The organism is Arthrobacter sp. zg-Y877 (genome assembly GCF_030373105.1).
In the GTDB taxonomy this organism is placed as follows: Bacteria; Actinomycetota; Actinomycetes; order Actinomycetales; family Micrococcaceae; genus Arthrobacter_B.
The window spans coordinates 408,548-426,877 of record NZ_JAUCPU010000007.1 but is presented as its reverse complement, the minus strand read 5'-3'; the positions used below and the strand labels follow the sequence as shown (position 1 = coordinate 426,877).

The window sequence follows — 18,330 nt, the reverse complement described above, 5'->3', positions numbered from 1 at the left end:
TTACCGGCCCGCGATCTCAGCTGCGGCCCGGGCCGGTTCGATCTCCTGCACTTCGTCATCGATCAGCAGGCAGCGTCCGGCCGTCGCCAGGAGCAGCGCGGGATCGTGGGTCACGAGCAGCACCGTACCGCCGTCGTCGGCGTACTGGCGGATCCGCTCCCCCACCCGTTCGCGCATCACCGGGTCCAGCCGCTGCTCGGGTTCGTCGAGGATGAGCAGCGAGGACGGCCGGATCAGGGCCGAGGCGAGCAGCAGCCGCCGGCGCTGGCCGGAGGAAACGGACTCTGGGACGGCGTCGGCGCGGTCCTGCAGACCAAAGAAATCCAGTTCCGCGTCGACGGCTGCGTCCGGGTCGGCGACACCGTGGCCGCGTGCGACGAGCTGCAGATGTTCCCGTAGCGACAGCGAAGGGAAGAAAGCGTCCTCGTCGAAGAGTGCGGCCACCTGCCGGCGGAAAGGGATCGCGTCCTCATTGGCGGGCAGTCCGTGGACCCGCACCTCGCCGTCGAGCATCAGCTGCTTACCGGCGATCGTGCGGGCGGCGGTGGATTTGCCTGCCCCGTTGAAACCCACGACGCCGAGGATCTCCCCGGTATCCGCGTGCGCGGTGATGGCGCCGCAGACCGGCGCACCGGCGTAGCCCACCAGTAGGTTGGAAATCTCGAGCACGGCCCCCGCAGCAGTCATGCCGTCCAATCTAGCGGGTGGGACCCTGCGGCGGCGGCCAGGAACATGCCTAGTGCAGCGTCTTTAGCCCGATCACGCCGCCGACGATCATGGCCAGGAACAGGATCTTCAGCAGGGACACGGATTCGGCGCCGGTGGCCATGGCGTAGATGACGGTCAGGGTGGCGCCGATCCCCACCCAGACGGCATACGACGTGCCCAGCGGCAGCTCCCGCATCGCATACGCAAGCCCGGCCATGCTGGCAAGCAGTGCGGTAACGAAGATGGCCGATGGCCAGAACCGGCTGAATCCCTGCGACTTATCCAGGGCGGTGGCCCACACCGCTTCCAGGACGCCGGACAGCACCAAAACAATCCATGACATGAGAGTCTCCCTCGGGCCGTCTTGTCGCACACCGGGTACGGCACCCCTCGTCCGGGAGACCGTGTCGCGGCCTCCCGTCCACGGTCGCACGTCCGGTTATCCGGGGCAACTCCGCTTCGCGGCGGGTGAACTCGGCGGGTGAACCGGCGGGGAAGCCAGTGCCAAGTCTGCGCAGACCGTCGACCGGCGCGCACGAAAGTGCCAAAGTTTTAGCCATGACTGATGAACAGTTTGAACGCGATGACCTGGGCATCGCCGGGTGGTGGCCGAAGCTCACGTCCGAGTCCCGCGAGTGGCTGACCGCCAACAACGGCGACGCGGTGGAGCCGTGGGTCGTGGAGGACATCTCCCGCACCCGCGATATGGCTTCCGACGGCAGCGGCGCCTATTTCCTGCCGGACGCCGCCGTGGACTGGATTGAGGAAGCAGCCAACGGGGAGCAGCCGGGGCCGTTCGCCTGAAATCCGGAGAGTCCGGGGTTTCCACGCTAATCCGCGGGCTGCAGCGTGCGCACCCGGGACCGGTAATGCAGCGGTGATTCACCGACGCTGCGCTTGAAGGCCGTGCTGAACGCGCTCTCCGAAGCAAAGCCCAGCTCCAGCGCCAGCGCGCGGATCCGGGTATCACCGGATCCCAGTTCGTGCTGTGCCACGAGCATCCGCCAGTTGTTCAGGTACGAGCGAGGCGGAGTGCCGGCAACGTCCCGGAAGCGTTCAGCGAAAGCGGTGCGGGACATGGCCGCCGCGCCGGCCATCTCCGCCAGCGTCGGTGGCCGGGTCCGTGAGGCATGGATCAAGGCCAGGGCCGGCCGGAGCCGGTCATCGGCGAGCAGTTTCAGCCAGCCCTGCGGCAGGTCCGCATTGGTGATGGAGGATCGGAGCACGTCCAGCAGCAGGAGCTGCGCATATTGGCGGACCGCGAACCCCGAACCAATCCGCTGCCCGGACACTTCGTCGAAAAGCCGCCGAATCAGCAAGTGCAGGTGAGGTGCGGATTCCGTGCCGGAGCGGACGTGGGCCACGGCGGGAAGCGCCTGCAGCAGCAGGTTCCGGCCCACGGCATTGACGGCCACCCGGCCACCCATGATCACGTCTCCGGTTCCGGGCTCACCCTCCCCCACCTGGACGAAACTTCCGCTGGCGGGCGGCTCGATCCGGACGGGCACCCCGGTCCCGCTGCCGCCGTACAGCCGCAGCCAACTGCGGCCGTTGAGAACGACGACGTCGCCCGCCTCCAGCAGCAGCGGTTCCTCAAGGCCATCGGTTTCCAGGCGCATGCTGCCCTGCACTACGGCGAAGAACTTCAGGTCGTCGTCGAGCCTTGCCTCCGTTTCCCAGCGGCCGTGCACGGCGACGCTGCCGGAGATGACGCTGCGGACTTCAATGAAGTCGAGGATTTCGGATAAGCGGTCAGACACCATGTTTGTACTCTAGAGCAAATAGTTAGGACTTTTCATTATTCCCAGTCCCGATTCGAGCGGGCAGAGTGGAAGTACCTTCCGAAACCCGGAAGAAAAGCTTTTCCAAGGAGTCCCCATGAATGACAGCATGATTTCCCTCGTGACCGGCGCCAATAAGGGCATCGGCCGGCAGATCGCCGGCCAGCTGGCTGCCCTTGGCCACACCGTGGTGGTGGCCGCGCGGAACGCCGACGGCGGCGAGCGGGCTGCCGCTGAGCTGCGTGCGGAGGGTGGAGACGCCGTAGCCGTCGTCCTCGAGGTGACCGATCCCGCCTCGGTCACCGCCGCGGCGGACGAGGTCAAACGCCGCTTCGGGCGCCTGGATGCGCTGGTCAACAACGCCGGGATTGTGGCGACGCCGGGAGTCAGTTTTGCTGCCCAGCAGCCGGGTTCAGCGCAGGTGAATGAAATACGCTCGGTCTTTGAGACCAACTTCTTCGGCGTCATTTCCGTGACCGCGGCGTTCCTGCCACTGCTGCGCCTCTCCAATACCCCTCGCATTGTCAACGTCTCCAGCGTGGCCGGATCCCTGGCCGCAGTGTCGGATCCAGCCAATACGGACCCGATCGCAGCCGGCTATGCCCCCTCCAAGACAGCCCTGACCTCCCTGACACTGCAGTATGCAAAGGGGCTGGCACCCGAAGGCATTCTGGTCAATGCGGTTTGTCCGGGGTTTGTTGCCACGGATCTGAACGGTTTCCGGGGAACACGCACGCCGGAACAGGGGGCCCGGGCTGCCGTCCGGATGGCCACCATCCCGGCTAACGGACCCACCGGAACCTTCAGCGACGAGGACGGCCCCCTGCCCTGGTAGCGGAAACCGCGTCTGGCCGGTTTAGCCCGGCGAGGGGCCCGGCCGAATGACCCACCGAACCTGCCGCTATCCCCCCGGTCGCTGCTGGGCTATTGTCTCGGGTAACCGGGGGGATGCATGAAAACACGAATAACCTGCGCCATCCGCGCTGCGGCGGCCGCGGCCGTACTGGCCGCGGGGCTGGTCGGCTGCGCGCCGTCCGACGCCGAGCTTAACGAGGCACGGGCCATCGCCGAACTCAGCGCCAGCCCAGCCCCGGCGCCGGCCACAGCCACACCGCCGCCGTGCCCGGAGAGTGAAATTCTGCAGGTGGATCCGTCCGGGACCACCAGCATCAAACCCGACTGCTTTGACGAGGCCGTCGCCCTGGCCATCACCGAGTTCCCGGAACCGCTTCCTGCCGGTGTGGAATGGCGGGTTGAAACCCCCGATTACAGCGACCCCGAGGTCCGGCTGAAGCTCGGGGACATCAGCATCGCGGACGGCAACCAGGACAACGCCGTCGCCGGCTACTGGCTCTGTGCGTGGATGGACAGCTACCTCCGCGCCCTGGACAACAGCGACCCTGCCAGCCAGGAGCAAAGTATGGAGTACCTGGCCAAGTACACGTCCCTGCCCGCCATGCAGGAACACCTGGTCAACCCCGAAGTTTTCGACGCCTCCTTCATCACCCCGGCCCAGGCAGGGGACCCTGCCCAGCTCCGGAAGTTTTTCAAGGGCAGCTGTTCGTCCTTCCTGAGGGCTGCGGATCGATCCAGCTGACGGGCTGCTTACACACAACAACCGGTCAGGCAGTGGCGTTAGCTGCCCGGCGAAGGGAAGGCAGGAGCAGCGCGGCCCGGAAAAGACCGTATCCAAGCGGTGCTCCGACGGTGTTCGCCAGCAGGTCGTTGACGTCCGCGATATGTCCACCGCCGGCCAGGACGGCGTTGACGAACTGAAGCACCTCCATCGTGAGGCTGACGAGGAACCCCACGAGGAGGACCCCCACTGCCGAACGGATGCGGGAGATCAGCGGCAGCAGGATGCCCAGCGGGATGAAGACCAGCACGTTCATCACCATGTCGCCCAATTCCGCGTGCACCAGGGGAACCAGGTTGAGGTGGATCCACCACGGCTCGTCGTAAGTGGGTCCGCCGATGTGGATCGGCAGGACGGTGTTCCCAACGACGCCGGCGCCGTACACGCACATGACCGCGCTGACGACGACCCGCGGGAGGGTCAGCTCCCCTCGGCGGTGCAGCCGCCACAGCAGAATTGCGAAGACCATCACCGCCAGCGGCACGACGACGGGCAGCGCGGTGATCTCGTAGCGTGGCACTGGCGGCTCCTACCGGACGGGGGACGTGGTTCGACCCTACTGTCCTGCCGGCCAAACTCCCTCGAAGCGGGCTCTGCCAGTCTCCCCGTGAACGCGGGACGACGGCGGCACCCGGGCGCCGCCGTCGTCGTACGTTGAGAACCTGCTAGACCTGCGGCTGACGCGCAGGGAGCAGCGGAGCGAAGAACGCCGCGAGGTCCGCGGTGGCCGTCAGCGGCAGCACGTTGGCCACGTACTGGTCCGGGCGGACCACGACGACGGCGCCGTCTCGGGAGACCCCGCGCTGCTCGAAGATGTCAGCAGACGGGTCCGTGCCGTAGACCTTGGCCAGGTCGTTGAGCTGGAACGGGCCGATCTGCGGCTTGAACACCGACGGCACCGCAATGAGGTCAATGCCGGTGTGGTCCTGCTGGTAAATGACTTTCACGTCGAACCAGGCGTCGCGGTCGGCGCCCTCCGGCGTGGCTGCCAGCGGAGAATCCGGGGCGTTGTCCAGCCATTCCGCCAGGTCGGCCACCCGTGAAGGGGTGCCGGCAGCCGCGGCGTCGGCGAAGACGTAGATCCGCCATTTGCCGTCCGCCCGCGCCTGGTGGCCCAGCTGCACCGGGTTGGTGTCGCAGACCCGCTGCACGGGCGCCGACTTGAAGCGCTTGCCGAGGGGGAACCCGGCGGCCAGGTCCTGGTGCTTGGGCTCGGCAATAAGCATAGAGGGGGTGTACTCGGTCATAAACCCGGCCGGGAATTCGGCGGTCCGGACGTAGAAGTCCTCCAGGTCCGAAGGGTTCTCGAACTCCTCCGGCCGCTTCGCCATGAGCGATGACCACTCCTTGTCGAAGTCAATGAGGTTCTTCGCCACCACCTGGCGTTCCGCCGAATACGTGGAGAGCAGGCTTTCCGGGCTGCGGCCGTCCAGCACGTGGCCGAGCTTCCAGCCCAGGTTGAAGCCGTCCTGCATGGAGACGTTCATCCCCTGGCCGGCCTTTGCACTGTGCGTGTGGCAGGCATCTCCGGTGATGAAGACGCGCGGGGTGCGGGTGCCGAGGTCCTCCGGCCGGACGTCGTCGAACCGGTCGGTGAGCCGGTGGCCCACCTCGTAGACGCTGTGCCAGGCGACGTTGCGGACGTCCAGGGTGTAGGGGCTGAGGATGGCGTTGGCCTTGCCGATGATCTCCTCGATGGTGGTCCTGCGGACGGCACCGTTGTCGCCGTCGGGCACGACGCCGAGGTCCACGTACATGCGGAACAGGTGCCCGCCCTCACGCGGGATAAGCAGGATGCTGCCGCCGTTGGAGGACTGGATGGCGCATTTGGTGCGGATATCGGGGAAGTCGGTGTTGGCGAGGACGTCCATCACCCCCCAGGCGTGGTTGGCCTTGTCGCCGGCCATGGTGCAGCCGATGGCGTCGCGGACCTTGCTGCGGGCACCGTCGGAGCCCACCACGTACTTGGCGCGGACCGTGCGTTCGGTGCCCTCGAGCGGGCCGGCGGTGTGCAGGAGGGTGACGGTGACCGGGTACTCGGCGTCGTCGTCGACCGTCAGGCTGCGGAACTCGAACCCGTAGTCGGGCCGCATGCGGGTGGGTGAGTTGGCCATGAACCGAGCGAAGTAATCCAGCACGCGGGCCTGGTTGACGATCAGGTGCGGGAATTCGCTGATCCCGGCCGGGTCATCCAGTGCGCGGCCGGAGCGGACGATGTTCTCCGGGTTGTCCGGGTCCGGACGCCAGAAGCACATTTCGGTGATGCGGTAGGCCTCGGCAGTGATTTCCTCCGCGAAGCCGAAGGCCTGGAAGGTTTCCACGCTGCGGGCCTGGATGCCGTCCGCCTGGCCGATGACCAGCCGGCTGTCCCGGCGCTCCACGATCCGGGTGGTGACACCGGGGAACTGCGACAGCTGCGCGGCGGTGAGCATCCCGGCGGGCCCCGACCCCACGATCAGTACGTCGACTTTGTCGGGCAGATCGGCGGGACGGTCGACGCCGGTGCCGGCCGCCGGCTGGACGCGGGGGTCGCCGGATACGTAGCCGTGGTGGTGGAACTGCACGGGGGTCCTCACTTCGTTGTGCTGTTGATGCCCGCCGCGGTGGCCTGAACACGGGGTCCGGTACTCGAAGCGCAGAGGGTCCCGCCACCGTACCGGAGGTATGACGGGCGTCACAAGCTGGGCAATGCGGTACGTCTTGCCGGCGTTACAGCTGGGCACGGTACCTTGGTGCCCATCAGGCCAACCGCCGGCAGGGAAGAGTTCATGACAGTTACATGCGCAGTGATTGACGATTATCAGGACGCCGCCACCCGGTTCGCCGACTGGGAACAACTGGCTGATCAGGTGGAGCTGACCGTCTTCTCCGACCATCTGGCCGACGAGGATGCCGTCGCCGCACGCCTGGCCGGGTTCGACGTCGTCGTCATCATGCGCGAGCGCACCCCCTTTCCGGCGAGCCTGCTCGCCCGGCTGCCCCGCCTGAAACTGCTGGTGACCACCGGCGCGCGCAATGCCTCGATCGATCTGGCAGCAGACCATCGGCACCGATCTGCACGGTGCCACGCTCGGCCTGCTGGGGTTGGGGAAGATCGGGGTGCAGGTTGCCCGGGTAGGGGCTGCATTCGGGATGGAGGTCCTAGCCTGGAGCCAAAATCTCACCGCTGAACGCGCGGAAGCCGCCGGAGTCCGGTTCGCTCCCTCCAAGGAAGCGCTGCTGGCGGCGTCCGACGTCGTCTCCGTCCATCTGGTGCTGAGCGACCGGACGCGCGGGCTGCTTGGGGCCGGGGAGCTGGCCCTGATGAAGCCGGGTGCTTTCCTGATCAACACCTCGCGGGCCGGGATAGTGGACCAGACTGCCCTGCTGGATGCCCTTCGGCAACGGACGATTGCCGGCGCCGGGCTGGACGTGTTTGCCGAAGAGCCGCTGCCGGCCGATTCCCCGTTCCGGGACCTGCCCAACGTCCTGGCGACGCCGCACCTCGGGTACGTGACCGAGCGGAACTACCGCACGTTCTTTCCGCAGGTGGTGGAGGACATCTCCGCGTTCCTGGCGGGCGCCCCGATCCGGACGCTGTAGCCGCCGCGGACGTTTGGGTTTCCGTCCGCATCGTCTTCTGGCCGGGGCTGCGGACTCCTATTCTTTGTGCCATGCCGCATCTGCCGCGCCCGCCCCTTCCCGCTGTCCGCATCTCGGACGAAACCCACCGGGTCACCACCTTTGAGCTGTTCTTCGACCTCGTGTTCGTGTTCGCCTTCACCCAGGTCACCGGATTCATGGTGCATGAGTATTCATCCCTGGGGGTCCTGCAGGGGATGGTCGTCCTGGTCCTGCTCTGGTGGTCCTGGGCGCCCTTCTCCTGGCTCGCCAACCAGGCCCACGCCGACGAAGGACTCATGCGGTTCGGCCTGTCCGCCGTCATGGTGGCGATTTTTATTGCCGCACTCGCCATCCCGGAAGCCTTCGATGACCTCGACGGCGGCCTCCACGGCCCGCTGGTACTTGCCTTTGCGTACACGGCGGTCCGGGTCCTGCACCTGGGCCTGTACGTATATGCGGCCGGGAACGATCAGCCACTGCGCCGCCAGATAGCCAAGCTGACCTTCACCGCTGTCCTGGGAGCCGCCCTGGTCATCACCGGGGCGTTGCTGGGCGGAACCGCGCAGACCTGGTTCTGGCTGGCCGGCATGGCGCTGGACACCGGCATCACCTTCCTCATCTCGTGGCACGGGAACTGGCGGGTCCACTCGGCGGTGCACTGGACAGAGAGGTACGGGCTCGTGATCATCCTCGCGCTGGGCGAATCCATCGTGTCGATCGGGGTGGGGGCATCCGAGGTGCCCGTGAGCGTGCCGGTGCTTGCCGGTGCGGCGGCCGGCATCTGCCTGTCCATCGGGCTCTGGTGGCTCTACTTCGACGTGACGGCAGTGGCCGCCGAACACCGCTTCGCCGCACTGCGCGGATCCACCCGGTCTTCTGCCGCCGTCGTCGCGTACACCTACCTGCACTTGCCCCTCGTTGCCGGCGTTATCCTGACCGCTTTGGGCGTGGAGGACGCGCTGGCACATCTCGAGGAGGGGAAGGGCCTGGGCCGCGTCGGTGCTTTCGCGTTGTTCGTCGGCCCGGCGATGTATCTCCTGACCAGTGCCGCCTTCGCGTGGAGGATGGGCGGCGGCTGGAAGAAGTGGCGGCTGGGAACGGCTGCACTGCTGCTGGTTCTGATGGTGATTGGCCTGCCGTTGACCTCTTTGGCGGCACTTCTCCTCGTTACCGCACTGATCGTGGGGCTGGTTGCCGTGGAGAGCCTGCTTCACCGCGAGGCCCGGGGGCGGATACGGGGTTCGCAAGGGGCGTGATGTCCTGGCCGGCATAGGTTTTCCGTCCATTTCCAGCCACCTAATCGTCCGTTATGCACTTCTGCTGCCACTTTGAGGCTTTGCTGCCGCTTTGAACCGGCAGCAGATGGGCAAAGTGGCAGCAGATTCCCAAAGTGGCAGCAGAAAAACGGGCCAGGCATGCCCCGAACCTGCGGCAGGATGGATGCCATGACCATTGCAAAAACCATCCTGCTCTTCCTGCTCGCAGCCGCTGCGGAAATCGGCGGCGCCTGGCTGGTGTGGCAGTCCGTGCGGGAGGACCGGGCGTGGTGGTGGGCCGGCCTGGGCGTGATGGCCCTGGGCGTCTATGGGTTTGTGGCCACGCTCCAGCCGGATGCGCATTTCGGCCGGATCCTGGCCGCCTACGGTGGAGTGTTCGTGGCCGGATCCCTGGTGTGGGGCATGGTGTTCGACGGCTTCCGGCCCGACCGCTGGGACATCCTCGGCTCGCTGATCTGCCTCGTGGGGGTCGCCGTGATCATGTTCGCTCCCCGCAGCCCGGTGTCGTAATTGATTCCGGGAGCCGGAGGTTTGGCCCGGGAAGACGGCGGAGTCCAAAGTTCCGGACTCCGGACCCATCCCCTCTCGGAGGCCAATCCGCTATTCTTTGGACGTCGGCCGCCGTACAGAGTCTGACCCCCGCGAGGCCTGCCGGACGGCGCAACAAGCCGCTGCAGAGAGGTCGCCGATCATGGCCAGTATCCAGGTCAAGCACCCGAGCGTTACAGAACGCGTGGCAGCAGGCAAGGACTGCCGAGAGACAACACCCGTCTCCGCCCATCAGGGCTGGGTTCCCAACCCAGATCGCCCGGACCCCGTCGCGCTCATCGAAGAACAGAACCTCACCCGGGATCCGGACCTCGTGCCGGTGCGTCACGGCCGGATGCTTGACTCGCCGTTGACGTTCTACCGCGGTGCAGCCAAGATCATGGCCGCCGACCTCAAGGACACACCCCGGTCCGGCCTGACCACCCAGCTTTGCGGCGACGCTCATTTGTCGAACTTCGGGGTTTTCGCCTCACCCGAACGGACCCTGCTGTTCGACCTGAATGACTTCGATGAAACACTTCCGGGACCATTCGAGTACGACGTACTGCGGATGTCCGCCAGTTTCACCATTGCGGCCAGGAACAACTCCTTCACCAACGAAGAAGCGCGCTCGACAACCCTTGCCGCGGTCCGGGCGTACCGCGAAGCGATGCGCGAGTTCGCACAAATGGGAACCATGGACATCTGGTACGCACGCCTGACGGAGCAGGATATTTTGTCAGCGGTCCAGCTGGGGGCGGACACCAGCAAGGGTAAGGCGAAGAAAAAGGCAGCGAAACGGATCGAAAAGAGGGCAGAAAAGACCGCCAGGAAGGCGCGTTCCCGGGACAGCCTGCAGGCACTCTCCAAGCTGGCTGAGCGCGTGGACGGGGAGTACCGAATCGTCAGCCAGCCGCCGATCGTCATCCCCCTCAGGGAGTTCGGTGATTCGTTCGGCTTATCCGCGGACCAGATCTGGGAGGAATCCCGCGAACAGCTCCGGTCCTACCGAGCCACGCTGCAGGACGACAGACGCTATCTCCTCGAGCGCTTCGAAATCGTCGACATCGCCCGCAAGGTGGTGGGTGTGGGCAGCGTCGGCACCCGGGGCTTTATCGCGTTGCTTCAGGGCCGCGATTCAGACGACCCCCTGTTCCTGCAGGTCAAGGAGGCAACCCGGTCAGTCCTTGAGGACCACCTGCCCAAAAGCAGATACCGGCAGCCGGGCCAGCGCGTAGTGCAGGGCCAGCGAAGGATGCAGGCCGCCAGCGACATTTTCCTGGGTTGGACCAAGGGAGTGCAGGAAAACCGGTACCTGTACTGGCGCCAACTGCGGGATATGAAGGGCTCAGCGGTCGTGGAAACGATGAAACCCCTCGGGATGCAGTTTTACGCCCGCACCTGCGGCTGGACACTGGCCCGGGCCCACGCCAGATCAGGAGACCCGGTCGCGATCGCCGCCTATCTTGGCAAGAGCGAGAAATTCGATAACTCGGTCACCGACTTCTGCGAGCGCTACGCAGATCAAAACGAGCAGGACTATCAAGCCTTCGCCGACGCAGTACGTTCCGGGCGTCTGCCCGCGGTCGAAGGGGTCTAGGAGGCCCCGGCAGCCGCCTCACCCCGCCACGTACGCCGCCAGATGCTCCCCGGTCAGCGTGGACTCCCCCGCCACCAGATCCGCCGGCGTCCCCTCGAAGACGATCCGCCCGCCGTCGCGCCCGGCCCCGGGACCCAGGTCGATGATCCAGTCCGCATGCGCCATCACAGCCTGATGATGCTCGATCACAATCACCGACTTCCCCGAATCCACCAGCCGGTCCAGCAGGGCCAGGAGTTGTTCGACGTCCGCCAGGTGCAGCCCGGTGGTGGGTTCGTCCAGCACGTAGATCCCGTCCTTGCCGCCCATTTTCGTGGCCAGCTTCAGCCGCTGCCGCTCCCCGCCGGACAGGGTGGTCAGCGGCTGGCCCAGGTGCAGGTACCCCAGCCCGACGTCGGCCAGCTGGCCCAGGATCTTGTGCGCGGCCGGGGTGCGGGCCTCCCCCTCGGAGAAGAAGGTTTCGGCGTCGGTGACGGACAGTGCCAGGACCTCGGCAATGTCCTTCCCGCCCAGCGTGTACTCCAGCACCGAGGCCTGGAACCGGCGGCCCCCGCAGTCCTCGCAGACCGATTCCACCGTGGCCATCACGCCCAGCTCCGTGTAAATGACGCCGGCGCCGTTGCAGGCCGGGCAGGCACCCTCGGAGTTGGAGGAGAACAGGGCCGGCTTCACCCCGTTGGCCTTCGCGAATGCCTTCCGGATCGGCTCCAGCAGCCCGGTGTAGGTGGCGGGGTTGCTGCGCCGGGAGCCGCGGATCGGGCTCTGGTCCACCGTCACCACGCCGTCCCGGCCGGACACGGACCCGGTGATCAGCGAACTCTTGCCCGACCCGGCCACTCCGGTGAGCACCACCAGCACACCCAGCGGAATGTCGACGTCGACGTCGCGCAGGTTGTTGGTCGCGGCGCCGCGCACCTGCAGGGACGACGACGGCGGGCGCACCGTGTCCTTGAGCCGCGCCCGGTCTCCGAGGTGGCGGCCGGTCAGGGTGCCGCTGGCCCGCAGCCCGTCCAGTGGACCTTCGAAGGTGACGGTGCCGCCGTCGGTCCCCGCGCCCGGCCCGAGATCCACCACATGGTCGGCAATCGCGATGGTTTCCGGCTTGTGCTCCACCACCAGCACGGTGTTGCCCTTGTCCCGCAGCTGCAGCAGCAGCTGGTTCATCCGGGCAATGTCATGCGGATGCAGGCCGATGGTCGGCTCGTCGAAAACATAGGTCACATCGGTGAGTGACGAGCCCAGGTGCCGGATCATCTTGGTCCGCTGCGATTCGCCGCCGGACAGGGTTCCGGAGGGCCGGTCCAGGGACAGGTAGCCCAGCCCGATGTCCGCAAACGCGTCCAGCAGATGCTGCAGCCCGGTCAGCAGCGGGGACACCGAGGGTTCCTTCAATCCGCGGACCCAGCCGGCCAGGTCGCTGATCTGCATGGCGCACACGTCGGCAATGTTCAGTCCGCCGATCTTTGAGGACCGTGCTTCCGGGGCCAGCCGGGTGCCGTCGCAGTCGGGACAGGTGCTGAAGGTGATGGCCCGGTCCACGAAGGCCCGGATGTGCGGCTGCATCGCCTCGGGGTCCTTCGAGAGCATGGACTTCTGTATCTTCGGGATCAGGCCCTCATAGGTGATGTTGATGCCTTCCACCTTGATCTTGGTGGGCTCCTTGTAGAGCAGATCCTGCATCTCCCGCTTGGAGAACTTCCCGATGGGCTTGTCCATACTAAAGAAGCCGGAGCCGGAGTAGATCCGCCCGAACCAGCCGTCCATGCTGTAGCCGGGCACGGTGAGGGCGCCTTCGGCGAGCGACTTCGCGCTGTCGAACAGGGCGGTGAGGTCGAAGTCGGTGACCGCTCCCGTTCCCTCGCAGCGCGGGCACATGCCGCCCAGCCGGTTATAGGTGGCCTTCTCCGCCCGGGTCTTGCCGTCTCCGCGCTCGATGGTGATGGCACCGGAGGCCTTCACGGAGGGAACGTTGAAGGAGAACGCGTTGGGCGGGCCGATCTGCGGCTGCCCCAGCCGGCTGAACAGGATGCGCAGCATCGCGTTGGCGTCCGTGGCGGTGCCGACCGTGGAGCGCGGGTTCGCCCCCATCCGTTCCTGGTCCACGATGATCGCCGTGGTCAGCCCCTCCAGCAGATCCACCTCGGGACGGGCGAGCGCGGGCATAAAGCCCTGAACAAACGCACTGTAGGTCTCATTGATCAGCCGCTGGGACTCTGCGGCCACGGTGCCGAACACCAGCGAACTCTTGCCGGAGCCGGACACCCCGGTAAACACCGTCAACCGCCGTTTCGGGATCTCGATGCTGATGTCCCGCAGGTTGTTCACCCGTGCACCCTGCACCCGGATCACGTCGTGGCTGTCCGCTGTGTGCGCCGCCCGCCCGGTGCCGGTGCCTGTCCCAGCCGTGGTGTCCGTGCTCATTGCCGCTCCATCCGCCTGCGGACCTTCCGCCGTCGGTCCGATTCTGCCCGGCCACCCCGCGCGGAGCAACGGTCTGCCGGAACGACGGCGGGGCGCGCCTGCCCGCGTCGGGCAAGGCATGGAGGACTATATTCAGGCCTAGCGGACCGGATGAAAGAAGGCACACCATGGCAAAGCTTGATCTGCGCGTGCGGCTGGTAGGGAAAGTGCTGGCCCGGACCTCCGTGGCGCGCAAGAGCGAGGAACAGATCCTCGCGGACCAGCAGCGCACCATCAAGCACAACCCGGTGTTGGATTGGGTGCTGGGCGGGCTCGCCAAGGGAGTGACAACCCTGGATGACACCGCTGCCGGAGCGGAAGGCAGAATCCCGATCCGGGTCTACCGGCCGACCGACGCCGCCGGAACGTTGCCGCTGGTGGTCCTGATCCACGGCGGCGGCTGGACCGTCGGCAACCTGGACATCTATGACTCGCTGGCCAGCACCATCGCGCGGGACGCAGCCGCCGTCGTCGTTTCCCTCGAATACCGGCTGGCGCCCACGCATCCCTGGCCGGCAGCCGCTGAGGACTGCTATGCCGCACTGCTCGAGGTGGCCGACCGCGCCGCGGAATGGGAGGCCGACGCCGGCCGGCTCGCCGTCGTGGGCGACAGCGCCGGCGGGAACCTGGCAGCGGTGCTAACGCTGATGACCCGGGACCGGTCGGGCCCCGCCATTTCCTTCCAGGGGCTGATTTATCCGGCCACCGACATGACCCTGGGCAGCGCATCGATCGGCGAGAATGCCCATGCGCCCATCCTCACCGAGGAGGACATCCACCGCTACGGCAGCCTCTACGTTCCGGATCCGGAGGACCGGCGTAACCCCTATGCCTCGCCGCTGCTGGCGCTGGACCACTCCGGGCTCCCGCCGGCGCTGATCCAGGTGGCCGAGCATGATCCGATCCGCGACGACGGCCTGCGGTACGCCGATGCCCTCCGCGCGGCCGGCGTTCCGGTCCGCGTCACGACGTATGTGGGGATGCCGCATGGCTATCTGGCGTTCCCCCGGCTCTGCCGCAGCGCTCCCCAGGCGCTGGCCGAACTGACCGCGGAGCTGCGGCGGCAGCTGGCGCCTGCGGGCGTGCGGTAGCGCCCCCTTCGGTCAGGACCTGCCGGCGGCCATGATCCCGGCTCTGGACCGTGCGGACATGATCGACCCGATAGACAGCCAGGACATCACCGCCACCGCGGACAGCGCCGATCCGATGGACAGCACGGAACCGAAGGACCCGATCGAGCCGATCGAGCACGCGGACCCCACACTGCCGATCGACAGCACCGAATTCTTCGATCCAATGGACAGCACCGACCCGGTTGACCACAACGACAGCCTTGAAGGTTCCATGTCCGCTCCCCTATCTCCTCACTGCACCGCTGGTGGTGCACCTGTCCCTGCACGGTAGCCGTCGCAAACCCGGAATACGCGAGTAGCCGAAGGCAGAAAGTGTCAATAAATGCTTGACGTCTCGTTCATGTCAAGCTCTACTTGACGCATGAGAACTTTCCGGATCTTCAACGCCGTTTACGCCGCCGTGATGTTTCTGGGCGGAGTGGCACTACTAGCCGCCTGGCTGCTGCTCGATCTGCACGGATTCCCCAAGGGGCTCTGCCAGGGCGGCGGCTTCACCCTGCTCGTGGGCAGCGTGTACCTTGCGGTCACCTTTGTCTGGCGCGGGAACACCGACAGCAGCGGCATCGAGTACTGGCTGCCCAGCCGGGACCGGACGGATAAGCCGTGACGGACCGGAGCGGCACACACCAGGCCCAGCCCGGCCCGGACCTGCAGGAGCAGATCGGGTCACTGATCCTCGGCGACTACGACGACGCCGGGACCCTCACCGAGGCGGACCACCTCGCCCTGGTGGCCCGGACGGGCGCCGCCGAGCAGGCCAGCCAGCAGCTGCAGCACCGGGCCGTCGCGGCGGCACGGAGCGCGGGAATCAGCTGGGCCGCGCTGGGCCGCGAGCTGGGGATGACCCGGCAGGCGGCGCAGCAGCGTTTCGGCGCGCGGCCTGAGGAGCCGGCCACCGGTTCCCGCGAGCGCTGGCTAGGCCCGGTCACGGCCTTCGACGAAATGCCCGAGCTGGAACTGGCCGGGCGGCTGGGCTGGCGCACCATCGGCGTCGACATGCTCCGGCACCGCATGCTGCAGACCGATACCCAGTGGGAACACCGCCGCGTGCTGTGGACCCGGCCGGCCCACTACTACGAAACGGACGGCTGGCAGGTGGGCAGCAGATCCTTCCCCTGGCTGTACCTGGTCCGGGACCTGCACCGAACCCCCGAAGCAGACTAGGGCAGCCGCCAACGGCGCCGCCGCCCGCCTAGTCCAGCGTGACCCCGCCCAACCGGGCAACGGCGGCCGGGTCCCGGTGGTCGAAGAACAAGGACTTTCCGGTATCGAGGTCGGCGATGGAGGCCATTTCCTGCGGGCTGAGCTCGAAGTCGAACACGTCGAAGTTCTCCGCCATCCGCTCCGGCCGGACGGACTTCGGGATCACCACCACCCCGCGCTGGATTAGCCAGCGAAGCACCACCTGGGCAATGGACTTGCCGTGCACGTTCCCGATGTCCGACAGTGTTGGATCCGAGAAGAGGTTGTGCTTCCCTTCGGCGAACGGCGCCCAGGATTCATGCCGTACGCCGCGTTCGGTCATCAACTGGTTTTCGACCGCCCGCTGGTAGAACGGGTTGGTTTCGATCTGGTTCACCGCGGGAACCACCTCGTTGTGCAGGATCAGGTCCAGCAGCCGGTCCGGCATGAAGTTCGAGACCCCGATAGCCCGGGCGGCGCCGTCGTTGTAGAGCTGTTCCATTACCCGCCACTCGCCGTAGACATCACCGAAGGGCTGATGGATCAGGTACAGGTCTACATAGTCCATGCCTAGGTTCTGCAGCGAGGTTTCAAACGCCCGGCTGGTGGTGGCTTCGCCGTTGTCCTGGATCCAGAGTTTGGTGGTGATAAACAGGTCGCTGCGGGCAATACCGCTCGCCTGCACTGCCCGTCCCACGGCGTCTTCGTTCTGGTAGGCCGCTGCGGTGTCCAGCGAGCGGTACCCGGCGGCTAGGGCGTTGGTGACGGCTTCCTCGGTCTGGTCCGGCGGAACCTGGTACACGCCGAAGCCAAGGACCGGCATTTCGACGCCGGTGTTCAGGGTGACGTGCTCCATCGGTTTTCCTCTCGCAGGTGTCTTTCGTGACTCACGCCCCGTATTCCTGGTCGGTGACCAGGTCACCCCAGTCGGATTCCGGGGTGTCGTCGGGCGGCGCCTCCCACATGGCCAGGTGGGTCATGAGGTTGTCCGGGGCGGCGCCGTGCCAGTGCCACTCCCCCGGCGGGGTGTACACGGTGTCGCCGGGCCGCATCGTCAGGATCTCCCCGCCGCGGGCCTGGATCAGGCCGTAGCCTTCGGTGACGTGCAGGGTCTGCCCGACGGCGTGGACGTGCCAGGCGGTACGGGCGCCGGGGGCAAAGTGGACAGCATTGACCCGCATCCGGGACGGTGTGGGATGCGGTGCGGCAATGACTTCGAACCAGACATCGCCGGTGAACATATCTGCCGGCCCCTTGATACTGGGACTGCGCGGTTCCAGTTGCATCATGGCTCCCTGAGGGCTTACAGGTTCGGCACGGACCCGCGTCGATACCGGGATCGGCGGACGTTCGGTGCCGTCGGCCTTTTCGAGACTACAAGCGGAAAACGCCGACGGGGAGGGTCTGCACTGATTCCACCCGACCGCGCCCCGCATCCGGAACGGCGCCCCGCTCATGGCCCACGGATATGACACTGCCCACAACGGGGCCCCTGCCGCGGATTCTGCCGGATGCCGCCACCGTACGATCGAAAATGGGCCCCGCCCCACCCAGCGGGAACGGGCCGGGAAACCCGGCCATCTACAACAGGAGAATGTAAACGTGAGCGAACGACTCAAAGACAAAGTAGCCCTTATTACCGGAGCTGCCAGTGGAATGGGCGCATCGCATGCGCGGGCCTTCGTACGCGAAGGCGCCAAGGTCATGATCGCGGACATCAACGACGACGCCGGTGCCGCGCTGGCTGAGGAGCTGGGCGACGCCGCCCGCTACGTACACCTGAACGTCACGAGCGCCGAGGACTGGGCCGCCGCCGTGGCGGCCACCCTGGAAACCTTCGGTTCGCTGAATGTCCTGGTGAACAATGCCGGCATCCTCGACGGTGGACCGCTCGGCCAGTACCCGGCGGAGCGCTGGCAGCGGGCACTGGATATCAACCTGACCGGTCCCTTCCTGGGCATGACGGCTGCAGTGGACGCGCTGAAGGCCTCCGCGCCGTCGTCCGTCATTAACATTTCCTCCACCGCCGGGCTCGAAGGCATCGCCGGAATGCACGGCTACACGGCGTCGAAGTTCGGCCTGCGCGGGCTGACGAAGTCCACCGCACTGGAGCTCGCGGCGTCCCACGTCCGGGTCAACTCGGTGCACCCCGGGTCCATCCAGACCCCGATGACCGCCGTGATGGGCCGGCAGAAGCCGATCGACTTCACCGAAACCACCCTCACCCGGCCGGCGGCACCGGAAGAGGTCACCAGTGTTGTCCTGTTCCTGGCGAGCGACGAGTCCAGCTTCTCCACCGGCGCCGAGTTCGTCGTCGACGGCGGCATCACCGCCGGGAAGATCTACAACGTCTAAGACGGCGTAGTCCGGGGGCGGGGAAGACTGCCGGAGCGCTGGGTACTCCAACCCCGCGCTCCGGCGT

General features: G+C 66.6%; 21 protein-coding genes and 1 riboswitch. Of the genes, 13 read left to right on the top strand and 8 right to left on the bottom strand.

The features are described 5' to 3' along the window. Together QNO03_RS12840 and QNO03_RS12835 are read right to left on the bottom strand one after the other, a co-directional pair. Positions 1-687, bottom strand: a complete 687-nt coding sequence (locus tag QNO03_RS12840; protein WP_289603559.1) for an ABC transporter ATP-binding protein — start codon at positions 685-687, stop codon at positions 1-3. Positions 688-736: 49 nt separating this feature from the next. Beyond that, a complete protein-coding gene (locus QNO03_RS12835) occupies positions 737-1,051 on the bottom strand; it encodes a DMT family transporter (RefSeq protein WP_229946320.1) in 315 nt (104 codons plus the stop codon). A gap of 10 nt (positions 1,052-1,061) precedes the next feature. After that, positions 1,062-1,128: riboswitch (guanidine-III (ykkC-III) riboswitch) on the bottom strand. 138 nt (positions 1,129-1,266) lie between these two features. On the opposite strand from QNO03_RS12835, the gene QNO03_RS12830 reads away from it, so the two are divergent. Then, entirely contained in the window at positions 1,267-1,512 is a 246-nt protein-coding gene (locus tag QNO03_RS12830) for a hypothetical protein (RefSeq protein WP_289603558.1), read from the top strand. A gap of 26 nt (positions 1,513-1,538) precedes the next feature. On the opposite strand, the gene QNO03_RS12825 is transcribed toward QNO03_RS12830, so the two are convergent. Then, positions 1,539-2,471 carry an AraC family transcriptional regulator gene (locus tag QNO03_RS12825; protein WP_289603557.1) on the bottom strand — a complete coding sequence of 311 codons (933 nt, stop codon included), beginning with the start codon at positions 2,469-2,471 and terminating at the stop codon, positions 1,539-1,541. Between the two features lie 115 nt (positions 2,472-2,586). Between QNO03_RS12825 and QNO03_RS12820 the strand changes: the two genes are divergently transcribed. Further along, on the top strand, positions 2,587-3,324 hold the full coding sequence (locus tag QNO03_RS12820; RefSeq protein ID WP_289603556.1) for an SDR family oxidoreductase: 738 nt from the start codon (positions 2,587-2,589) through the stop codon (positions 3,322-3,324). Positions 3,325-3,441: 117 nt separating this feature from the next. Next, positions 3,442-4,086, top strand: coding sequence for a hypothetical protein (locus tag QNO03_RS12815; protein ID WP_289603555.1), 645 nt, complete (start codon positions 3,442-3,444; stop codon positions 4,084-4,086). A gap of 25 nt (positions 4,087-4,111) precedes the next feature. Here QNO03_RS12815 and QNO03_RS12810 read toward each other — a convergent pair whose 3' ends face one another. Together QNO03_RS12810 and QNO03_RS12805 are read right to left on the bottom strand one after the other, a co-directional pair. Continuing rightward, positions 4,112-4,645 carry a VanZ family protein gene (locus tag QNO03_RS12810; protein ID WP_289603554.1) on the bottom strand — a complete coding sequence of 178 codons (534 nt, stop codon included), beginning with the start codon at positions 4,643-4,645 and terminating at the stop codon, positions 4,112-4,114. 145 nt (positions 4,646-4,790) lie between these two features. Next, positions 4,791-6,689: an FAD-binding monooxygenase gene (locus QNO03_RS12805; RefSeq protein ID WP_289603704.1), complete on the bottom strand. Its 1,899-nt coding sequence runs from the start codon at positions 6,687-6,689 to the stop codon at positions 4,791-4,793. Positions 6,690-6,911: 222 nt separating this feature from the next. Between QNO03_RS12805 and QNO03_RS14675 the strand changes: the two genes are divergently transcribed. From QNO03_RS14675 to QNO03_RS12785, 5 genes are all read left to right on the top strand, one after another. Beyond that, on the top strand, positions 6,912-7,295 hold the full coding sequence (locus tag QNO03_RS14675) for a Rossmann-fold NAD(P)-binding domain-containing protein (RefSeq protein WP_354003905.1): 384 nt from the start codon (positions 6,912-6,914) through the stop codon (positions 7,293-7,295). After that, entirely contained in the window at positions 7,180-7,707 is a 528-nt protein-coding gene (locus QNO03_RS14670; RefSeq protein WP_354003904.1) for an NAD(P)-dependent oxidoreductase, read from the top strand. Before QNO03_RS14675 ends, QNO03_RS14670 begins: the two co-directional genes overlap by 116 nt. Positions 7,708-7,778: 71 nt before the next feature. Then, on the top strand, positions 7,779-8,984 hold the full coding sequence (locus QNO03_RS12795; protein WP_289603553.1) for a low temperature requirement protein A: 1,206 nt from the start codon (positions 7,779-7,781) through the stop codon (positions 8,982-8,984). Between the two features lie 189 nt (positions 8,985-9,173). Further along, complete coding sequence (locus QNO03_RS12790; protein ID WP_229946309.1) at positions 9,174-9,515, top strand: YnfA family protein; 342 nt, start codon at positions 9,174-9,176, stop codon at positions 9,513-9,515. Between the two features lie 181 nt (positions 9,516-9,696). Then, a complete protein-coding gene (locus QNO03_RS12785) occupies positions 9,697-11,133 on the top strand; it encodes a DUF2252 domain-containing protein (RefSeq protein WP_289603552.1) in 1,437 nt (478 codons plus the stop codon). 18 nt (positions 11,134-11,151) lie between these two features. Here the strand turns inward: QNO03_RS12785 and QNO03_RS12780 are convergent, their stop codons facing one another. Further along, positions 11,152-13,554, bottom strand: a complete 2,403-nt coding sequence (locus QNO03_RS12780) for an ATP-binding cassette domain-containing protein (RefSeq protein ID WP_289603551.1) — start codon at positions 13,552-13,554, stop codon at positions 11,152-11,154. A 167-nt stretch (positions 13,555-13,721) separates the two neighbouring features. On the opposite strand from QNO03_RS12780, the gene QNO03_RS12775 reads away from it, so the two are divergent. The 4 genes from QNO03_RS12775 (at position 13,722) to QNO03_RS12760 (ending at position 15,890) form a co-directional block, all read left to right on the top strand. Continuing rightward, positions 13,722-14,684 carry an alpha/beta hydrolase gene (locus QNO03_RS12775; RefSeq protein WP_289603550.1) on the top strand — a complete coding sequence of 321 codons (963 nt, stop codon included), beginning with the start codon at positions 13,722-13,724 and terminating at the stop codon, positions 14,682-14,684. Between the two features lie 58 nt (positions 14,685-14,742). Continuing rightward, positions 14,743-14,997 carry a hypothetical protein gene (locus tag QNO03_RS12770; protein ID WP_289603549.1) on the top strand — a complete coding sequence of 85 codons (255 nt, stop codon included), beginning with the start codon at positions 14,743-14,745 and terminating at the stop codon, positions 14,995-14,997. Positions 14,998-15,087: 90 nt separating this feature from the next. After that, entirely contained in the window at positions 15,088-15,333 is a 246-nt protein-coding gene (locus tag QNO03_RS12765; RefSeq protein ID WP_289603548.1) for a hypothetical protein, read from the top strand. Continuing rightward, entirely contained in the window at positions 15,330-15,890 is a 561-nt protein-coding gene (locus QNO03_RS12760) for a hypothetical protein (protein ID WP_289603547.1), read from the top strand. Before QNO03_RS12765 ends, QNO03_RS12760 begins: the two co-directional genes overlap by 4 nt. A gap of 28 nt (positions 15,891-15,918) precedes the next feature. Here the strand turns inward: QNO03_RS12760 and QNO03_RS12755 are convergent, their stop codons facing one another. Further along, complete coding sequence (locus QNO03_RS12755) at positions 15,919-16,764, bottom strand: aldo/keto reductase (protein WP_289603546.1); 846 nt, start codon at positions 16,762-16,764, stop codon at positions 15,919-15,921. 31 nt (positions 16,765-16,795) lie between these two features. Continuing rightward, positions 16,796-17,197: a (R)-mandelonitrile lyase gene (locus tag QNO03_RS12750; protein ID WP_289603545.1), complete on the bottom strand. Its 402-nt coding sequence runs from the start codon at positions 17,195-17,197 to the stop codon at positions 16,796-16,798. Positions 17,198-17,510: 313 nt separating this feature from the next. Here QNO03_RS12750 and QNO03_RS12745 point away from each other — a divergent pair, with 313 nt between their 5' ends. Beyond that, positions 17,511-18,263 carry a glucose 1-dehydrogenase gene (locus tag QNO03_RS12745; protein ID WP_229946289.1) on the top strand — a complete coding sequence of 251 codons (753 nt, stop codon included), beginning with the start codon at positions 17,511-17,513 and terminating at the stop codon, positions 18,261-18,263. Positions 18,264-18,330 lie beyond the last annotated feature (67 nt).

What these genes read in the sequence shown, in the direction of transcription:
- QNO03_RS12840 (WP_289603559.1), bottom strand. Translation starts at nt 687, where the DNA reads ATGACTGCTGCGGGGGCCGTGCTCGAGATTTCCAACCTACTGGTGGGC.
- QNO03_RS12835 (WP_229946320.1), bottom strand. Translation starts at nt 1,051, where the DNA reads ATGTCATGGATTGTTTTGGTGCTGTCCGGCGTCCTGGAAGCGGTGTGG.
- QNO03_RS12830 (WP_289603558.1), top strand. Translation starts at nt 1,267, where the DNA reads ATGACTGATGAACAGTTTGAACGCGATGACCTGGGCATCGCCGGGTGG.
- QNO03_RS12825 (WP_289603557.1), bottom strand. Translation starts at nt 2,471, where the DNA reads ATGGTGTCTGACCGCTTATCCGAAATCCTCGACTTCATTGAAGTCCGC.
- QNO03_RS12820 (WP_289603556.1), top strand. Translation starts at nt 2,587, where the DNA reads ATGAATGACAGCATGATTTCCCTCGTGACCGGCGCCAATAAGGGCATC.
- QNO03_RS12815 (WP_289603555.1), top strand. Translation starts at nt 3,442, where the DNA reads ATGAAAACACGAATAACCTGCGCCATCCGCGCTGCGGCGGCCGCGGCC.
- QNO03_RS12795 (WP_289603553.1), top strand. Translation starts at nt 7,779, where the DNA reads ATGCCGCATCTGCCGCGCCCGCCCCTTCCCGCTGTCCGCATCTCGGAC.
- QNO03_RS12790 (WP_229946309.1), top strand. Translation starts at nt 9,174, where the DNA reads ATGACCATTGCAAAAACCATCCTGCTCTTCCTGCTCGCAGCCGCTGCG.
- QNO03_RS12785 (WP_289603552.1), top strand. Translation starts at nt 9,697, where the DNA reads ATGGCCAGTATCCAGGTCAAGCACCCGAGCGTTACAGAACGCGTGGCA.
- QNO03_RS12780 (WP_289603551.1), bottom strand. Translation starts at nt 13,554, where the DNA reads ATGAGCACGGACACCACGGCTGGGACAGGCACCGGCACCGGGCGGGCG.
- QNO03_RS12775 (WP_289603550.1), top strand. Translation starts at nt 13,722, where the DNA reads ATGGCAAAGCTTGATCTGCGCGTGCGGCTGGTAGGGAAAGTGCTGGCC.
- QNO03_RS12770 (WP_289603549.1), top strand. Translation starts at nt 14,743, where the DNA reads ATGATCGACCCGATAGACAGCCAGGACATCACCGCCACCGCGGACAGC.
- QNO03_RS12765 (WP_289603548.1), top strand. Translation starts at nt 15,088, where the DNA reads ATGAGAACTTTCCGGATCTTCAACGCCGTTTACGCCGCCGTGATGTTT.
- QNO03_RS12755 (WP_289603546.1), bottom strand. Translation starts at nt 16,764, where the DNA reads ATGGAGCACGTCACCCTGAACACCGGCGTCGAAATGCCGGTCCTTGGC.
- QNO03_RS12750 (WP_289603545.1), bottom strand. Translation starts at nt 17,197, where the DNA reads ATGATGCAACTGGAACCGCGCAGTCCCAGTATCAAGGGGCCGGCAGAT.